Genomic DNA, 14,578 nt, shown 5'->3' on the forward strand with positions numbered 1-14,578 from the left:
CGTGCGGACCGTGAGCGGACCCACCGACCGGGTGGTGGTGGTCGGGGCCGGCCTCGGCGGGCTGGCCTGCGCGCTGCACCTGGCCGGCAGCGGCCGGCAGGTGACCGTGCTGGAACGCGAGCCGGGGCCGGGCGGCCGGGCCGGCCGGCTCGGCGTCGACGGCTACGAGTTCGACACCGGGCCGACGGTGCTCACCATGCCCGACCTGATCGCCGAGGCGCTCGGCGCGGTCGGCGAGGAGCTGGCCGACTGGCTCGACCTCACCCCCCTCGACCCGGCCTACCGGGCGTACTACCCGGACGGCTCGACGCTCGACGTCATCACCGACACCACCCGGATGGCCGCCGAGATCTCCCGGGTGTGCGGGCCCCGCGAGGCCGACGGCTACCTGCGCTTCGTCGACTACGCCCGGCGGCTGTGGCAGCTGGAGCGGGCCGACTTCATCGAGCGCAACCTGGACGCGCCGACCGACCTGCTCACCGGCAACCTGCTGAAGCTGCTGGCCGGCGGCGCGTTCCGCCGACTGCAGACCAAGATCGACCAGTTCTTCCGGGACCCCCGCACCCGACGGATCTTCTCCTTCCAGGCGATGTACGCCGGGCTCGCCCCGCACGACGCGCTGGCCATCTACGCGGTCATCGCGTACCTCGACTCGGTGGCCGGGGTCTACTTCCCGCGCGGCGGCGTCCACGCGGTCTCCCGGGCGATGGCCGGCGCGGCCGAGAAGCACGGCGTGCAGATCCGGTACGGCACCACGGTCAGCCGGGTGGAGACCGTGGGCGGGCGGGCGACCGGGGTGCTGACCACCGACGGCGAGCTGGTCCCGGCCGACGTGGTGGTGCTCAACCCCGACCTGCCGGTGGCCTACCGCGACCTGCTGCCGCCGGCCCGGCAGCGCCGGCTCAGCTACTCGCCCTCCTGCGTGGTGCTGCACGTCGGCTCGACCCGGGAATACACGAAGATCGCCCACCACAACATCCACTTCGGACGCGCCTGGCGGGGCACCTTCGACGAGGTGATCCGGCGCGGGAAGCTGATGAGCGACCCGTCGCTGCTGGTCACCAACCCGAGCCGGACCGACCCGTCGGTGGCGCCGGCCGGGCGGCACACCTACTACGTGCTCGCGCCGGTGCCCAACCTCGACCGGGCGCCGTTCGAGTGGCGCGGCGACCTCAGCCGCCGGTACGCCGACCAGCTCGTCGCCACCCTGGAGGAGCGCGGCTACGTCGGTTTCGGCGCGGGCGTCGAGGTGCTCCGGACGATCACCCCCGCCGAGTGGGCCGAGCAGGGCATGGCCGCCGGCACGCCGTTCGCCGCCGCGCACAGCCTCTTCCAGACCGGTCCGTTCCGCCCGGCCAACCTGCACCGGACGCTGCCCAACGTGGTCTTCGTCGGCTCCGGCACCCAACCCGGCGTGGGCGTGCCGATGGTGCTCATCTCCGGCAAGCTCGCCGCCGGCCGGATCACCGGCGGTGGCCGGTGAGCCACCCCCTCGGACAGAAAGGGCAGGAACCGGTGACCTCCCGGGAGACCCACCTCGTCGAGCTGGTCGACGACGCCGGCCGCGCCGTCGGCGAGACGACCGTGTCGACCGCGCACCAGCCGCCGGGCCAGCTGCACCGCGCCTTCTCGGTGCTGCTGGTCGACCCGGACGGCCGGGTGTTGCTGCAACGTCGGGCCGCGGCGAAGACCCGCTTCCCGCTGCGCTGGGCCAACTCCTGCTGCGGCCACCCCACGCCCGGGCAGTCGCCGGTCGAGGCCGCCGGCCGCCGGCTCCGCGAGGAGCTCGGCGCCGGCCCGGTCGAGCTCACCGAGGTGGGGGTGTACGTCTACTACGCCGAGGACCCGGTCACCGGGCGGGTCGAGTTCGAGTACGACCACGTGCTGCGCGGCCGGTTCCGGCCGGACAGCCCGCTGCTGCCCGACCCGGACGAGGTGGCCGAGCTGCGCTGGGTGGACCCGGTCGAGCTGGCCGCCGCCATCGACGCCGACCCCCGGTCGTACGCGCCGTGGCTGGGCGGGGTGGTGAACCGGCTGCTGAACCCGAACGGCCAGGTGGCCGACCCGGCCGTGATCCCGTCCGGGCTGCCGGCCGACGACGCGCCGGAGCCGCCGGGTGGCAGATGAGGCGCTGAGCGCGGGGGTGGTCGCCCGGCGGCTCGGGGTCGCGGTGACCACGCTGCGCACCTGGCACCAGCGCTACGGGCTCGGGCCGAGCGAGCACGTCCCGGGGCAGCACCGCCGCTACACCCCGGCCGACCTGGCCCGGCTGGAGGTGATGCGCCGGCTCACCGCGGCGGGGGTGGCTCCCGCCGAGGCGGCCCGCTGGGCCCGCCAGGCACCGGACGCGCTACCGGCCGACGCCGTCGTACGGGCGCGCCCGGCCGGCGGACGCGACGGCGGGCGGACCATCCCGGTGGGCCGGGCCGGGCCGGCGGCCCGGGGCCTGGCCCGCGCCGCGATGCGGCTCGACTCGCTGGCGATCGACGAGACGATCGCCCGCGCGGTCGAGGCGGACGGGGTGGTCGCCACCTGGGACGGGCTGCTGCGCCCGGTACTCGTCGGCATCGGCGAGCGGCACGAGGCCACCGGGGGCCTGATCGAGGTGGAGCACCTGGTGTCCCGATGCGTCTCCGAGGCGCTCGCCGCGGCCGCCCGGGCAGCCGCACCGGCCGGGCCCCCGCGCATCCTGCTGGCCTGCGCCGACGAGGAACAGCACAGCCTGCCGCTGGAGGCGCTGGCCGCCGCGCTCGCCGAAATCGGGGTCGGCTACCGGATGCTGGGCGCCCGGGTGCCGGTGGCGGCCCTGCTGGAGGCGGTCAACCGGACCGGACCCGCCGCCGTGGTGCTCTGGTCGCACACCCGGTCGACCGCCGACCCGGACCAGCTCGGTGCCCTGCTGGCGGCGCACCGAAGGCCGCTGCTGGTGCTCGCGGCGGGGCCCGGCTGGCGGGCCGACACGCTGCCCGCGGGGGTGGTGCGACCGGTCGATCTCACCGAGGCGTTGTCGCTGGCCGTGGCCGTGCGGGACTCGCTCGACCAGCCGGCGGCCAGCTGACCGGGTTCCCGGGGCGCACCGGGGGTCCACTACGGTCGTGGGGTCCGCGAACCCCGACCCCTCCGGGAGCGAACGATGCGCCACCGTGCCCTGCCGGCGTACGCCCTGGCTCTGGTGCTCGTCCTCGCCGGCTGCGGCGACCGCACCGCGACCGGCCGGCCAGCAGCCGCCCCCAGCCCGACCGTCGCCGAACCGGTGGCCCCCGCGCCGAGCGCCACCCCGACCGTACGACCGACCCGGACCACCCCGCCCCGTCCGCCGCTGCGGCCGCTGCCGAAGACGCTGCCGGCCGGGCTGCAGCGGGGCACCGGGGTCCGGCAGGTGGCGCTCACCTTCGACGACGGGCCCGATCCGGTCTGGACCCCGAAGGTCCTCGACCGGCTGCGGGCGGCCCGGGTCACCGCGACGTTCTGCGTGGTGGGGCGGAACGCCCGGCGGCACCCCCAGCTGATCCGCCGGATCGTCCGGGAGGGGCACCAGCTCTGCAACCACAGTTGGGGCCACGACCTGGACCTCGGCCGGCGGCCGGTGGCCGAGATCCGGGCCGACCTGGTCCGGACGAACAAGGCCATCCAGGCGGCCGTCCCCGGGGCGCGGGTGCCGTTCTACCGACAGCCCGGCGGCCGGTGGACGGCCGAGGTGGTGGCCACCGCCAAGCAGCTCGGCATGCGGTCGCTGCACTGGACGGTGGACCCGCAGGACTGGGGGAGGCCGGCAGCGGCCACGATCGCCAAGCGGGTGCACGTCGCGGCCCGGCCCGGCGCGGTGGTGCTGCTGCACGACGGTGGCGGCAACCGTGGGGCCACCCTGGCCGCCTGCACCAGCCTGATCGCCGACCTGAAGCGCCGCTACGGGGTCACCAAGCTTCGCTAGCTCGCTGACCTGCGGTTTCGTGGCTCGTGGTGGCTACAGCCATACCGGTTTGGTCGACCGACCGGGCATCACGTATGCTTTCCAAGCCTCCGGCGGGGCCGGATGGGAGCAAGTCCGCTTGAAGTTGCGAATGTGCAATGATGGCGGGGCCGCCCTCATCGTCTAGCGGCCCAGGACGCCGCCCTTTCAAGGCGGTAGCACGGGTTCGAATCCCGTTGGGGGCACGACCGGCGCAAGCCGGAGCAACAAAGCTAGGTCCTGTGGAGCAGTTGGAGTGCTCGCCGCCCTGTCAAGGCGGAGGTCGCGGGTTCAAGTCCCGTCAGGACCGCCAGCGCTGACGCCGCGCCCACCATGCGCGGCGTTCTGCGTATCGGAGCGTGCGACCCTCGCGGCGGAAACGCCGCCCTCCGGGTAGCATGAGCCGAGCACGGCCAGGTAGCTCAGTTGGTACGAGCGTCCGACTGAAAATCGGAAGGTCGGCGGTTCGACCCCGCCCCTGGCCACATAGCCTTTCGCCGGGCTACAGAGGTCCCCACCAGCGGAAACGCAGGTGGGGATCTTGCTTTGCACGGCCGCGCCACGCCGGTTGCCCTGGCCCGTGGTTTGACCGCTCTTGGCCGGTGATCACCGCCACTCATCGCTGGTCGGTCAAACGTAGGCTTAGGGGCATGAAGCCTCCGCGGCTCCGGATGACGCAGCTCGTCGGGTTCCTGCTCTGGCTTGCGTCGGGGGTCGGGATGTGGCTGGGCTGGCCCGATGAGATCACGTCGTCGCTTCTACTCGCCGCCGGCCCGTTTGCGTTCGGGCCGACCGTCATCGCCGCATGGCGTGAAAGGGACTCCAAGCCGCCGAAGCCCGCGGAAGAGGTTCTGAGGTGGTACCCGAAGTGGTGGGCCTGACCGCCTCCCGCCTCTGCTGTGGCTGCGGATCGGAAGGTGGGGCCCTGGCCGACCCGGTGAAGCGACTCGGCGGACTCGTCCATGGCGGCGCCTTGCGGTGACCTGGCGACCAACGGTGCCGACATCCCGGCACAGAGGGACCATCCGGAACGAGCGCGATACCTCACAGTCATCAAAATGCCTCTCAGGTATCACGCCCGCGGGACAGCATCCCGATTCGCGACGACACGCCCATCCGGCGGCCCGGCATACCGGCAGAAACATCGCCGCATCCGGCTATCATCGCTTGATGACGATTGGTTGTGCTCCGGGGCTGGCTCCCGCCGTGGCCCTGTTCCGGTCCCTCGGCGACCCGACCCGGCTGGCGATCCTGCGCCGGCTCGCGTCCGGTGAGGCCCGGGTGGTGGACCTGACCGGCGAGTTGGGGCTGGCGCAGTCGACGGTGTCGAAGCATCTGGCGTGCCTTCGGGACTGCGGTCTGATCGACTACCGGGTCGAGGGTCGCCAGTCGTTCTACGCCCTGGCCCGGCCGGAGTTGTTGGACCTGCTCCGCTCGGCGGAGCAGGTCCTGGCCGCCACCGGTGACGCGGTCGCCCTGTGCCCGGTCTACGGCGTTCCGTCCGACTCTGCGGAGGTAACGGCGTGAGCGTTCCGCTGCTGACTCCGGAGCGTCGGGCGGTGCTGTCGCGCCGCAGTCTGTGGCTGGCCTACGCCACCGCCGGCTACAACCTGCTGGAGGGCCTGGTCGCGATCGCCGCCGGCACGGCGGCCTCCTCGACCGCCCTGATCGGCTTCGGCCTGGACTCGTTCGTCGAGGTGTCCAGCGCGGCCGTGCTGATCTGGCAGTTCCGCTCCCGGGTGCCGGAGGATCGGGAGCGGCTCGCGCTGCGGCTGATCGGCCTGTCGTTCTTCGCGCTGGCCGCCTGGGTGACGGTCGACGCCGTACGGTCGCTGCTGGCCGGCGGGGACGCCGACGCCAGTCCGGTCGGCATCGGCCTCGCTGTCGCTTCGCTGGTCGTGATGCCGCTGCTCGTGCGCGCCAAGCGGCGCACCGGCCGGGAGCTGGGCTCGACCACCGTCATGGCGGACTCGACGCAGACCCTGTTGTGCACCTACCTGTCCGCGGTGCTGCTCGTCGGCCTGGTCCTCAACGCCGGGTGGGGCTGGTCGTGGGCCGACCCGGTCGCCGCGCTCGTCATCGCCGGGGTCGCGGTCAAGGAGGGCGTGGAAGCCTGGCGCGGCGAGCACTGCGACGACTGCGCGCCCCTGCCCGCCGCCGGTACGCCGGTCAGCCAGCCCTCGGACTGCGCCGACGGCTGCTGCACAGACGGAAAGGCGTGACGGCCGGGGCTGACCACCGACCCGGCGATGGTCAACGTGGCCGGTGCTGGCTCACCCCGGCCTGGATCGCCTCCCAGACGCTGCGTCCGGCCTGCCGGAGTGCCTCGCTGGCCTGGGCGGCAAGGTCGGTCGGGCTCGGGGCCTCGCCGCCCTGCTGGCCCGGTCCGCCGCCCGGCCCGCCCTGACCCTGGGCGCCGCCCGGCGCGCCCTGCCGGCCCTGCTGGGCCGGGCCGCCGGGCTGCTGCTGGCCACCCGGTGCCGCACCCCGGGCGACCGCGCCCGGGCCCTGGTACTCCGCCCGGGCGCTGATCGAGCCGATCTCCTGGCCGAGCCGGTCCACCACCGTGTCGAGGTGCTCGGTCGTGCCGGTGACCTGATGGGCCGTGCGGTGCACGTCGTCCACCACCCCGCCGGCGCTGTGGGCCAGGGTCTCGATGATCTGCGGGTTCCGGTCGATCGTGGCCAGCGCGCGGTCCAGGATCTCCATCACCTTCTCCAGCCGCACCTTGAGCAGCACCTCGGCGCGCACGTCGGTGATGTCCAGCTCGACCCCGTGCAGGTCGACCCGCACGCCGGCGTCGAGTTGCACCAGATTCGCCAGCCGGGCCTTGAGCGAGAGGTCGGCCCGCAGCCCGTCCACCGCCAGCCGGATGGACTCCACCCTGAGGTCGGGCACGTCCAGCAGCACGTCCGGCTCACCCGGCCGGGCCGCCCGACGATCCGCCGCGTCCGGCTCGTCGCCGTACCGCGCCTGCCGCGTGCGCCGGTCGCCCTCCGGCTGCGGCCGGCCCGGCCGCTCGCCCTGCCCACCCGGCCGCTGATCCTGGTGACCCGACCCGGTCTCGCTCATCGTCCCGCTCCCCGCTGCCAGCCCCCGATGGCCGGGTGACAGCCCGGCCGCACGGGCGCGCTTACCCGATCGCCGGGGCGCCATCCCTCGCCGCCGGCGGCAGCCGTCCGGCCCCCCGTGGCCACCCTGCCGTTCACCGTCGCGCCGTCGGCCGGGCCGCCGCGGCGACCGCACCGGCCGCGGCCGAGGCTGCGCCGGCTGTCCGCAACCGGGCACCGCTCGAAGCTGCACAGCCGGGCATCAGCCGGTATGGTCCGGGCCTATGGGACAGGGGATGGCTGATCCGACAGAGATCCGGCAGGATTGCCAGCGGTTCTCGCTCCGCAACAGCCTCCTCGTCCCCGCTCCGCCCGCGCAGGCGTTCGCGGTGTTCACCGGGGCGCTGGCCGACTGGTGGGTGACCGAATACACCTGGTCCGGGCCGGCGCACCTGGCCGAGCTGGGGATCGAGCCACGGGCCGGCGGCATGCTCTACGAGATCGGCCCGTACGGCTTCCGCAACGACTGGGGCCGGGTGCTGACCTGGGACCCGCCCCGGCGGCTGGTCTTCACCTGGCAGATCGGCGCCGACCGGGTGCCCGTGCCGGACCCGGCCCGGGCCAGCGAGGTCGAGGTGCTCTTCCACCCGAAGGGGGCGGGGCAGACCCGGGTGGAGGTCGTGCACCGGCACTTCGACCGGCACGGCGACGCGGCGGAGGGCTACCGGCAGGCGCTGACCGCCGGCTGGCACGAACTGCTCTCCCGCTATGCCGCCTCGGTCGGCCGGCGTTCCGCCAGCGACTGACCCGCCGCTCAGCGACCCAACCCGGGCCGGCCGCCGGGCGCCGGGACCACCCGGCCACCCAGGTCGGCGCGGCGACCCGCGGCCGCGCCGATACCGAATCCGGACCCGGCCAGCCGGCGCGGCGGGGCGGTGCGCAGCCGCGGGTAGACCTCGGCGAGCCGGCGTTGCACCCGGTCGGACCGGTCCGCGAGCACCAGCGCGACCGAGGGTGCGCCTGCCGCGGTGGCCGCGCCCTCCTCGGCCGCGCGCAGCCGGCCGCCGACCACCTGGGCGAAGCCGGCCAGCCAGGACCGCCGGAACGCGGCCGGGTGCTCGCCCGGTGGCACCACCGCGCCAGCCAGGCCGTGCGCCGCCTGCACCAGCAGCGAGGTGAAGAGCAGGTCGACCCGTTCCAGGTCGCTGGCGAAACCGAACAGGTGCATCGCGAACCCGCTGCCCTGCCGGCGGCGTACGCAGCGGCAGCCCAGCGGTTCCGCCACCGCGGCGAGCAGGCCGGCCTTGTCCCGGGCGTACGGAGCGACGACCTCGACCACCCGGTCGCCGACCGGGTCGGTGGCGGGATCGCGGGCGGCGAGCAGCGCCCGGTCCATGCCGTAGCGGGCGATCAGCTCGGTCGCCTTGGCGGTGAACGCGGCCGCCTCGGCGGGCGTGCAGGCCGGGTCCTCGGCCTGGGCCAGCAGCTTGCGCACCTTGCTCAGCATGGCCTCGGACATCCCACAGACCTATCACGGCGGGCCGACGGCTGCGCTACGCCCGGCACGCCCAGCAGCAGCCGGGTGTGGCCGGCCGGGGCGCCGTGCCGCCCGCGGGCGGGGCGGCGCACCGTCCACACCGGAGCCTGAGACGCGGCGCCCGCCCCCCGACGGGCGCCGCGAACTCAGCCGGCCCGATGGCGCAGCGTGGCCACCGTCGAGCCGGCGAGGGTGAGCAGGCAGTCCGGGAGCAGGCCGTCGGCGACCGCCGCGCCGAACAGCGCCTCCCCGGTGTCCGCGTCCGCGTTGGCGTACGCGCTGACGAAGCGGGCCACCCAGCGGGTGTCGTAGCCGGCCTGGTCGATGCCGGGAAAGTCCAGCGCGCACGCCCCCCGCGGCGCCTCGTCGCCCACCATCGCGGCGGCCAGGCACCACGCCACCCCGTACGCGCCGGCCAGGCCGGACCGGTCGACCACCGCGTCGAAGGTGCCCACCACCGCGTCGCCGTCGCCGGCCAGCGCGGAGTGGAGCACGGCGGCCGCGTCGTCGAGGATCTGCTGTGGTGAGTTCGTCACCCAGTGCACGGTAGGGGGGTGGGTCAAGCCACCACCTCCGGCCGATCGTCACTCTGCGTACGCATGGCGGGCTACCAGCGGATTGACCGGGCTCCACGGTCCCGCCGTTCCGGCCGGCACGCTAATGTGCGCAGCGGACCTTCGCCGGAGGAAGGACGACCATGCTCATGTCACGCGCCTCGCGGGCGGCCACCCTGGCCGCCTGCGCGACGTTCCTGCTCGCCACCAGCGCATGCGGGACCGACCAGCCCGAGGAGACGACCACCCACCAGGTGCGCCTCTACGGGACCGACGGCAACATGCTCAACTCGTACCCCGCCGAGTTGAAGGAGCGGGCCAATCTGGTCGACGGCATGAAGGGCACCACGCCGCTCACGCCGCTGCCGGAGGACTTCAAGAACCGGCTACGCACCGTGGACCCGAAGCTGACCGACTTCCTCTACTCCGCCGAGGCGTACGACGCGGTGGTGATCAGCGCGCTGGCCGCCCAGCTGGCCGGCACCACGAACCCGGCCGCCATCGCCAAGCAGATCGTCGGCGTCACCAACGGCGGGCAGCGCTGCGAGGACCCCTCGACCTGCCTCGCGCTGGCCCGCAACGGGCAGGACATCGAGTACCGCAGCGTCTCGCTCACCCGGGCGGGCTTCACCGACGCCGGCGAGCCGGCCACGGCCAGCTACGCCACCCTGCACTTCGACGGTCAGCAGCTCAACGACGGCAAGACCGAGTTCGTCGGGGCCGGTGACGAGTCGACGGCCAGCACCAAGGCGCCGCCGAAGGCGAAGAAGCAGCGCGGCAAGGCCGCGGACGCCCCGCTGGTGCTGGGCGGCCTGCTGCCGAAGACCGGTGACCTGGCCCTGGCCAACCCGCCGATCGCGGCCGGCGCGGCGCTGGCCCTTGAGGAGATCAACGGGGCCGGTGGCGTGCTCGGCGAGCCGGTGACCTGGATCGACGGCGACGACGGCACCAACCCGGAGGTCGCGAAGGCGACCGTGGCCAGCCACGTCGAGGCGGGCGTGCACGTCATCATCGGCGCCGGCGGTTCGGGCATCTCCCGGGCCGTGCTGCCCGACGTGGTGAAGGCCGGCAAGGTGATGATCTCCCCGTCGAACACCGACGCCAGCCTGACCGAGGTGGACGACAAGGGCCTCTACTTCCGTACCGCGCCGCCGGACAGCCTCCAGGGCCGCGCGCTCGCCGACGTGATCCTCCGCGACGGCCCGCGCAAGATCGCGCTGGTCGCCCGGAAGGACTCCTACGGTGAGGGCCTGCAGGGCAACGTCCGGGAGGAGCTGGAGCGGGCCGGCTTCGGCCCCGACCGGGTGAAGCTGCTCACCTACGACCCGGGGGAGGGCGCCGAGGCGCCGCCGGTCGACTTCACCAGCGGCGCCAAGGAGATCAAGGACTTCGGCGCGGAGGCCGTGCTGATCATCGGCTTCGCCGAGTCGGCGCAGGTCATCCGGGCGCTGGCGGACGCCGGGGTGCAGATCCGGCACTGACCGTCGCACAGCCGCGGGACGGCCGCACCGGTTGACCGGTGCGGCCGTCCGCCGTTACGGGGAGGTTCAGCGCGGGCGCCGCCGTTCGAGGAACTCGGTCATCCGCCGGTGCTTCTCCTCGTCCTCGAAGAGCACCGCCTGGCTGACCAGGTCGAGCTGGGGGTGGGCGGCGGCGGGCGCGTCGACGGCCAGCTTGGTCAGCCGCAGCGCCAGCGCGGAGCCCTTGGCCATCTCGTCGATCAGGCCGTGCGCGGCCGGCAGCAGCTCGCCCGGCTCGGCCACCACCCGGTTGACCAGCCCGATCCGCAGCGCCTCCGCCGCGTCCACCCGGCGCCCGGTGAAGAGCAGTTCCTTGGCCCGGGCCTCGCCGACCAGCGCCGGCAGGCGGTGGGTCGCGCCGGCGCCGGCCAGGATGCCCAACCGCACCTCCGGCTGGCCGAAGACCGCGCGCTCGGTGCAGACCCGCAGGTCGCAGGCGTACGCCAGCTCGGCGCCGCCGCCCAGCGCCGGGCCGTCGACGGCCGCCACGGTCGGCATCGGCAGTGCCCGGATCCGAGCGAACGCGGCCGAGTTGATCGCGGCCAGCGCCTCCAGCCGCCCGCGTTCGCGCAGCTGCCCGATGTCCGCCCCGCCGGCGAAGATGCCGTCCGTGCCGCCGGTGAGCAGCAGCAGCCGGGGGCGTGCCTCCAACTCCGCGCAGACCGCGTGCAGCGCGGCGATCAGGTCGGCGTCGATCGCGTTGCGCTTCTCCGGCCGGTCCAGGGTGACCACCAGCCGGTCCGGATGCTCCTCGACCCGCAGCCCCGTGCCGTACGCCGCCGCACTCACCGTGCCACCTTCGTTCGCGACTGCGGGGCTCGCAAACCCGGCTCACTCCTCGCGCTCACGCCTTCACCCCGTTCTCCCAGCGGTAGAAGCCCTGCCCGGACTTCTTGCCCAGCCGGCCGGCGGCCACCATCTCCACGAGCAGCGGCGGCGGCGCGAAGCGGTCCCCGTACGCGGTCTGGAGGGTCCGCGCGATGTCCAGCCGGACGTCCAGCCCGACCAGGTCGGTCAGCTCCAGCGGCCCGACCGGGTGCCGGTAGCCGAGCACCATCGCCTTGTCGATGTCGGCCGGCGAGGCCACCCCGTCGGCCACCATCCGGATCGCCTCCAGGCCGAGGGTGACGCCGAGCCGGGAGGTGGCGAAGCCCGGCATGTCTCGTACCACGACGGGGTCCTTGCCCAGCCGGCCGGCGAGCGCGACGGCCGCGGTGGTGGTCTCCGCGGCGGTGGCCGGGCCGACCACGACCTCCAGCAGCGCCATGGCCCAGACCGGGTTGAAGAAGTGCAGCCCGAGGAAGCGCTCCGGCCGGGCCAGGCCGGTGGCCAGCTCGGCGATCGGGATGCTGGAGGTGTTGCTGCCCAGCAGCGCGGGCCCGAGCGCCTCGGCGTCGCGCAGCACCGCCCGCTTCAGGTCGAGCCGCTCCGGCACCGCCTCCACCACCACGTCCGGCGCCTCGGCGACCTCGCCGAGCGCGGCGCGGAGGGTGACCCGCGCCCGGTCGGCCGCGGCCTGGTCGGCGGTCAGCTTGCCCCGCTGCACCGCCCGGTCCCACAGCTCACCGAGCCGGGCCAGGGCTGCCGCGCCCCGGCCCGGGTCGACCTCCACCAGCTCGACGGCGTGCCCGGCGCCCGCCGCCACGTACGCGATGCCGAGCCCCATCGTGCCGGCCCCGACCACGACGAACCGATCGCTCACCACGCCTCCCCGCTGCGTCCGGCGGCGACGCGGGGGTCACCCTCGCCCGACGGTCCGCTCCACTCGCTCATGCCGCGACCCTATGAGCCCCGACAGTGGCCGCACGCGTGGGGGCGCGGCGGATCGGGTACAGACGGCGGTCAACCGAGGGAAGGACGAGCCGAGATGAGCCAGGCACCGGAGACCGACCGGAGCGAGGGCGCTCCGGAGACCGTGGAGACCCGCGGGGACGAGCGGGTGGAGCTGCTGCGCGCCGACACGAACAACGACGGCCGGACCGACGTCTGGGTGGTGGACACCGACGGGGACGGCAAGGCCGACCTGTTCCAGTTCGACACCGACCACGACGGCAAGGTCGACGTCACCATGGTGGACCTGGACGAGGACGGCACCCCGGACGAGGTGGTCGACGGCGACGGCGGTCTCCCGCCCGAGCAGCTGCCGCCGACCGTCGAGGTCTGAACCCGACGCCCCCGGGCCCTCGCCGCGCGGCGGGGGCCCGGCCAGGTCAGCCGGCCAGCCGGAGCGTGGCCAGGTAGTACGGGGCGTCCCGGTCGTCCACCTCGGCCAGTCGCCAGTCGGTGCCCCGCACCAGCGTGCCGAACTCGTCGGGCGAGCAGACCAGGTAGTCGAACCAGGGGGTGGCCAGCTCGCGGTAGCGCAGCCGGAGCCGCAGCTGACCGCCGAGTCGGCCGCGACGGCGGTTGAGCTCGTGGTAACCGGTGTGCACCGGGTCGCGGGTGCCATACGGGTCGGTGCCGTGCGCGATGACCTGCGCGCCAGGGCGGGCCAGCGCGGCGAGCGCGGCCAGGAACGCCGGAGCGCGCTCCCGCCCTTCGATCAGGCCGAGATTGTTGCCGAGCAGCAGGAAAGTGTCGTACCGCCGGCCGTCGGCGACGTGGTCGTCGACCGTGCCGTGCACCAGGTCGCGTACGCCCCGGCGCCGGCACACGTCCAGCGCCCCGGCCGAGGTGTCCAGCCCGGTCACCGACACGCCCCGCTCCTGCAGCTCCAGCGCGATCCGGCCGCCGCCCACGCCGACGTCCAGGGTGGCGCCCCGCACCCGGTCCACCGCCCGCCGGTCGTACGGCTGCCAGTCGGCGGGACCGTCCAGGTAGTGCGCGGCGGGCGCGCCGTTGATCAGCCCGTCGTCGCGCTCGATGATCTCGATGACCGGGCGCGGCAGCCGGCCGCCGGCCAGCGGTCGCGGACCGACCCCGGTGGCCACGGCGTACGCGTCGCGCAGCAGTTCACCGAACACGTCACCGATCCGTGGCTGGCCCGTCACGGGCTTCACGCTATCCGGCCGGTCAGTCAGCCGCGCGGCCGTATCCTGGCGGCGTGACCACCTTGGACCGCCTCGGTGCGGAGAAGTACCTGCTGCTCACCACCTTCCGCAAGGACGGTCGGGCGGTGGCGACCCCGGTCTGGGCGGTCCGCGACGGTGACGCGCTGGCGGTGTGGACGGCGGCCAACTCCGGCAAGGTGAAGCGGATCCGGCGCAGCGGCGAGGTCACCGTGACCCCCTGTGACGTGCGGGGCCGCCCGCACGGCGAGCCGGTGCCCGGCCACGCGACCCTCTGCGACCCGGCCGGCACCCGCCGGATACGCGGCCTGATCAAGCAGAAGTACCGGCTGATCGGCCGGCTCAGCCTGCTCGGCAGCCGGCTGCGCCGGGGCGAGGGCGGGACGGTCGGTGTCCGGGTCACGCTGGCCGACTGAACGCCGGACGGTCAGCGGACGGCCATCGGCTGACACGACGAAGGGGCGGTGGAATGCTCCACCGCCCCTTCGGCAGTTCGTCTCTGCTGGCTCCCGGCCGTCAGTCCCCCTGGCGCTGCTGGGGGATCTGCCCCTGCAGCAGGGCCCTGACCTCCGACTCGCGGTACCGGCGGTGGCCACCGAGGGTCCGGATGGCGCTGAGCTTGCCAGCCTTGGCCCACCGGGTCACCGTCTTCGGGTCGACACGGAACATCGACGCCACCTCGGCCGGCGTGAGTAGCGGCTCTGGTTCGTGCGTTCGCGATGCCATCGGTCACTCCTCCACATGTATAGACATCGGCCGGGGTCCCGCCGGCCGACGCGTCTCCCATGGTCCGGCTAGTCCCCGATGTCCGACATGGGCCGAACGGCCGAACGTCCCTAGACGGACGGATGAACCATGCCCGATTTATGCGACTTTTACACGGCAGAAAGTACCTTATTCGGACTCATGATCACGGTTCGTGATGCGCTAACTACGAGCCCGCCTCGCCTTGGGCGCGCT

Annotated in this window: 18 protein-coding genes and 3 tRNA genes; 14 read left to right on the top strand and 7 right to left on the bottom strand. The window is 74.2% G+C overall.

The window, feature by feature from the left end:
• Position 1 precedes the first annotated feature (1 nt).
• From crtI to AC1WTP_RS03080, 10 genes are all read left to right on the top strand, one after another.
• Positions 2 to 1,483 (top strand): phytoene desaturase family protein, encoded by a 1,482-nt coding sequence (gene crtI, locus AC1WTP_RS03035; RefSeq protein WP_481647706.1) that lies wholly within the window; start codon positions 2 to 4, stop codon positions 1,481 to 1,483.
• A 32-nt stretch (positions 1,484 to 1,515) separates the two neighbouring features.
• On the top strand, positions 1,516 to 2,127 hold the full coding sequence (idi, locus tag AC1WTP_RS03040) for an isopentenyl-diphosphate Delta-isomerase (protein ID WP_481647707.1): 612 nt from the start codon (positions 1,516 to 1,518) through the stop codon (positions 2,125 to 2,127).
• Positions 2,117 to 3,058 carry a MerR family transcriptional regulator gene (locus AC1WTP_RS03045; protein WP_481647708.1) on the top strand — a complete coding sequence of 314 codons (942 nt, stop codon included), beginning with the start codon at positions 2,117 to 2,119 and terminating at the stop codon, positions 3,056 to 3,058. Before idi ends, AC1WTP_RS03045 begins: the two co-directional genes overlap by 11 nt.
• Positions 3,059 to 3,133: 75 nt before the next feature.
• Positions 3,134 to 3,931, top strand: a complete 798-nt coding sequence (locus AC1WTP_RS03050) for a polysaccharide deacetylase family protein (protein WP_481647709.1) — start codon at positions 3,134 to 3,136, stop codon at positions 3,929 to 3,931.
• A gap of 151 nt (positions 3,932 to 4,082) precedes the next feature.
• Positions 4,083 to 4,155, top strand: a tRNA-Glu gene (locus AC1WTP_RS03055).
• Between the two features lie 30 nt (positions 4,156 to 4,185).
• Positions 4,186 to 4,262, top strand: a tRNA-Asp gene (locus AC1WTP_RS03060).
• A gap of 98 nt (positions 4,263 to 4,360) precedes the next feature.
• A tRNA-Phe gene (locus AC1WTP_RS03065) sits at positions 4,361 to 4,434 on the top strand.
• A 165-nt stretch (positions 4,435 to 4,599) separates the two neighbouring features.
• The gene (locus AC1WTP_RS03070) at positions 4,600 to 4,830 is read left to right on the top strand and encodes a hypothetical protein (RefSeq protein WP_481647710.1); all 231 of its coding nucleotides are present in this window, start codon (positions 4,600 to 4,602) and stop codon (positions 4,828 to 4,830) included.
• A 289-nt stretch (positions 4,831 to 5,119) separates the two neighbouring features.
• Positions 5,120 to 5,476, top strand: coding sequence for an ArsR/SmtB family transcription factor (locus AC1WTP_RS03075; protein ID WP_481647711.1), 357 nt, complete (start codon positions 5,120 to 5,122; stop codon positions 5,474 to 5,476).
• Positions 5,473 to 6,171: a cation diffusion facilitator family transporter gene (locus AC1WTP_RS03080; RefSeq protein WP_481647712.1), complete on the top strand. Its 699-nt coding sequence runs from the start codon at positions 5,473 to 5,475 to the stop codon at positions 6,169 to 6,171. The genes AC1WTP_RS03075 and AC1WTP_RS03080 overlap by 4 nt, the downstream gene beginning before the upstream one ends.
• A 31-nt stretch (positions 6,172 to 6,202) precedes the next feature.
• Here AC1WTP_RS03080 and AC1WTP_RS03085 read toward each other — a convergent pair whose 3' ends face one another.
• Entirely contained in the window at positions 6,203 to 7,021 is an 819-nt protein-coding gene (locus AC1WTP_RS03085; protein WP_481647713.1) for a hypothetical protein, read from the bottom strand.
• 262 nt (positions 7,022 to 7,283) lie between these two features.
• On the opposite strand from AC1WTP_RS03085, the gene AC1WTP_RS03090 reads away from it, so the two are divergent.
• The gene (locus AC1WTP_RS03090) at positions 7,284 to 7,805 is read left to right on the top strand and encodes an SRPBCC family protein (protein ID WP_481647714.1); all 522 of its coding nucleotides are present in this window, start codon (positions 7,284 to 7,286) and stop codon (positions 7,803 to 7,805) included.
• Between the two features lie 8 nt (positions 7,806 to 7,813).
• On the opposite strand, the gene AC1WTP_RS03095 is transcribed toward AC1WTP_RS03090, so the two are convergent.
• Both AC1WTP_RS03095 and AC1WTP_RS03100 read right to left on the bottom strand, forming a co-directional pair.
• Positions 7,814 to 8,518: a DUF2786 domain-containing protein gene (locus AC1WTP_RS03095; protein WP_481647715.1), complete on the bottom strand. Its 705-nt coding sequence runs from the start codon at positions 8,516 to 8,518 to the stop codon at positions 7,814 to 7,816.
• 164 nt (positions 8,519 to 8,682) lie between these two features.
• Positions 8,683 to 9,072, bottom strand: a complete 390-nt coding sequence (locus AC1WTP_RS03100; protein WP_447134885.1) for a hypothetical protein — start codon at positions 9,070 to 9,072, stop codon at positions 8,683 to 8,685.
• A 161-nt stretch (positions 9,073 to 9,233) separates the two neighbouring features.
• Between AC1WTP_RS03100 and AC1WTP_RS03105 the strand changes: the two genes are divergently transcribed.
• Positions 9,234 to 10,571, top strand: coding sequence for an ABC transporter substrate-binding protein (locus AC1WTP_RS03105; RefSeq protein WP_481647716.1), 1,338 nt, complete (start codon positions 9,234 to 9,236; stop codon positions 10,569 to 10,571).
• Positions 10,572 to 10,637: 66 nt separating this feature from the next.
• Here AC1WTP_RS03105 and AC1WTP_RS03110 read toward each other — a convergent pair whose 3' ends face one another.
• Together AC1WTP_RS03110 and AC1WTP_RS03115 are read right to left on the bottom strand one after the other, a co-directional pair.
• Positions 10,638 to 11,399, bottom strand: coding sequence for an enoyl-CoA hydratase/isomerase family protein (locus AC1WTP_RS03110; RefSeq protein WP_481647717.1), 762 nt, complete (start codon positions 11,397 to 11,399; stop codon positions 10,638 to 10,640).
• 55 nt (positions 11,400 to 11,454) lie between these two features.
• Positions 11,455 to 12,312: a 3-hydroxyacyl-CoA dehydrogenase family protein gene (locus AC1WTP_RS03115; protein ID WP_481647718.1), complete on the bottom strand. Its 858-nt coding sequence runs from the start codon at positions 12,310 to 12,312 to the stop codon at positions 11,455 to 11,457.
• A gap of 165 nt (positions 12,313 to 12,477) precedes the next feature.
• Here AC1WTP_RS03115 and AC1WTP_RS03120 point away from each other — a divergent pair, with 165 nt between their 5' ends.
• Positions 12,478 to 12,774 carry a hypothetical protein gene (locus AC1WTP_RS03120; RefSeq protein WP_481647719.1) on the top strand — a complete coding sequence of 99 codons (297 nt, stop codon included), beginning with the start codon at positions 12,478 to 12,480 and terminating at the stop codon, positions 12,772 to 12,774.
• Positions 12,775 to 12,820: 46 nt separating this feature from the next.
• On the opposite strand, the gene AC1WTP_RS03125 is transcribed toward AC1WTP_RS03120, so the two are convergent.
• Positions 12,821 to 13,600 (bottom strand): class I SAM-dependent methyltransferase, encoded by a 780-nt coding sequence (locus AC1WTP_RS03125; protein ID WP_481647720.1) that lies wholly within the window; start codon positions 13,598 to 13,600, stop codon positions 12,821 to 12,823.
• Positions 13,601 to 13,653: 53 nt separating this feature from the next.
• Here AC1WTP_RS03125 and AC1WTP_RS03130 point away from each other — a divergent pair, with 53 nt between their 5' ends.
• A complete protein-coding gene (locus AC1WTP_RS03130; protein WP_481647721.1) occupies positions 13,654 to 14,034 on the top strand; it encodes a PPOX class F420-dependent oxidoreductase in 381 nt (126 codons plus the stop codon).
• A gap of 100 nt (positions 14,035 to 14,134) precedes the next feature.
• Here AC1WTP_RS03130 and AC1WTP_RS03135 read toward each other — a convergent pair whose 3' ends face one another.
• Positions 14,135 to 14,344, bottom strand: coding sequence for a BldC family transcriptional regulator (locus AC1WTP_RS03135; protein ID WP_007073996.1), 210 nt, complete (start codon positions 14,342 to 14,344; stop codon positions 14,135 to 14,137).
• Between the last annotated feature and the right edge of the window lie 234 nt (positions 14,345 to 14,578).

The organism is Micromonospora sp. R311 (assembly GCF_056780015.1).

Coding starts and splice junctions, on each gene's coding strand:
- AC1WTP_RS03050 (WP_481647709.1), top strand. CDS start 3,134: ATGCGCCACCGTGCCCTGCCGGCGTACGCCCTGGCTCTGGTGCTCGTC.
- AC1WTP_RS03070 (WP_481647710.1), top strand. CDS start 4,600: ATGAAGCCTCCGCGGCTCCGGATGACGCAGCTCGTCGGGTTCCTGCTC.
- AC1WTP_RS03075 (WP_481647711.1), top strand. CDS start 5,120: ATGACGATTGGTTGTGCTCCGGGGCTGGCTCCCGCCGTGGCCCTGTTC.
- AC1WTP_RS03085 (WP_481647713.1), bottom strand. CDS start 7,021: ATGAGCGAGACCGGGTCGGGTCACCAGGATCAGCGGCCGGGTGGGCAG.
- AC1WTP_RS03090 (WP_481647714.1), top strand. CDS start 7,284: ATGGGACAGGGGATGGCTGATCCGACAGAGATCCGGCAGGATTGCCAG.
- AC1WTP_RS03095 (WP_481647715.1), bottom strand. CDS start 8,518: ATGTCCGAGGCCATGCTGAGCAAGGTGCGCAAGCTGCTGGCCCAGGCC.
- AC1WTP_RS03105 (WP_481647716.1), top strand. CDS start 9,234: ATGCTCATGTCACGCGCCTCGCGGGCGGCCACCCTGGCCGCCTGCGCG.
- AC1WTP_RS03120 (WP_481647719.1), top strand. CDS start 12,478: ATGAGCCAGGCACCGGAGACCGACCGGAGCGAGGGCGCTCCGGAGACC.
- AC1WTP_RS03135 (WP_007073996.1), bottom strand. CDS start 14,344: ATGGCATCGCGAACGCACGAACCAGAGCCGCTACTCACGCCGGCCGAG.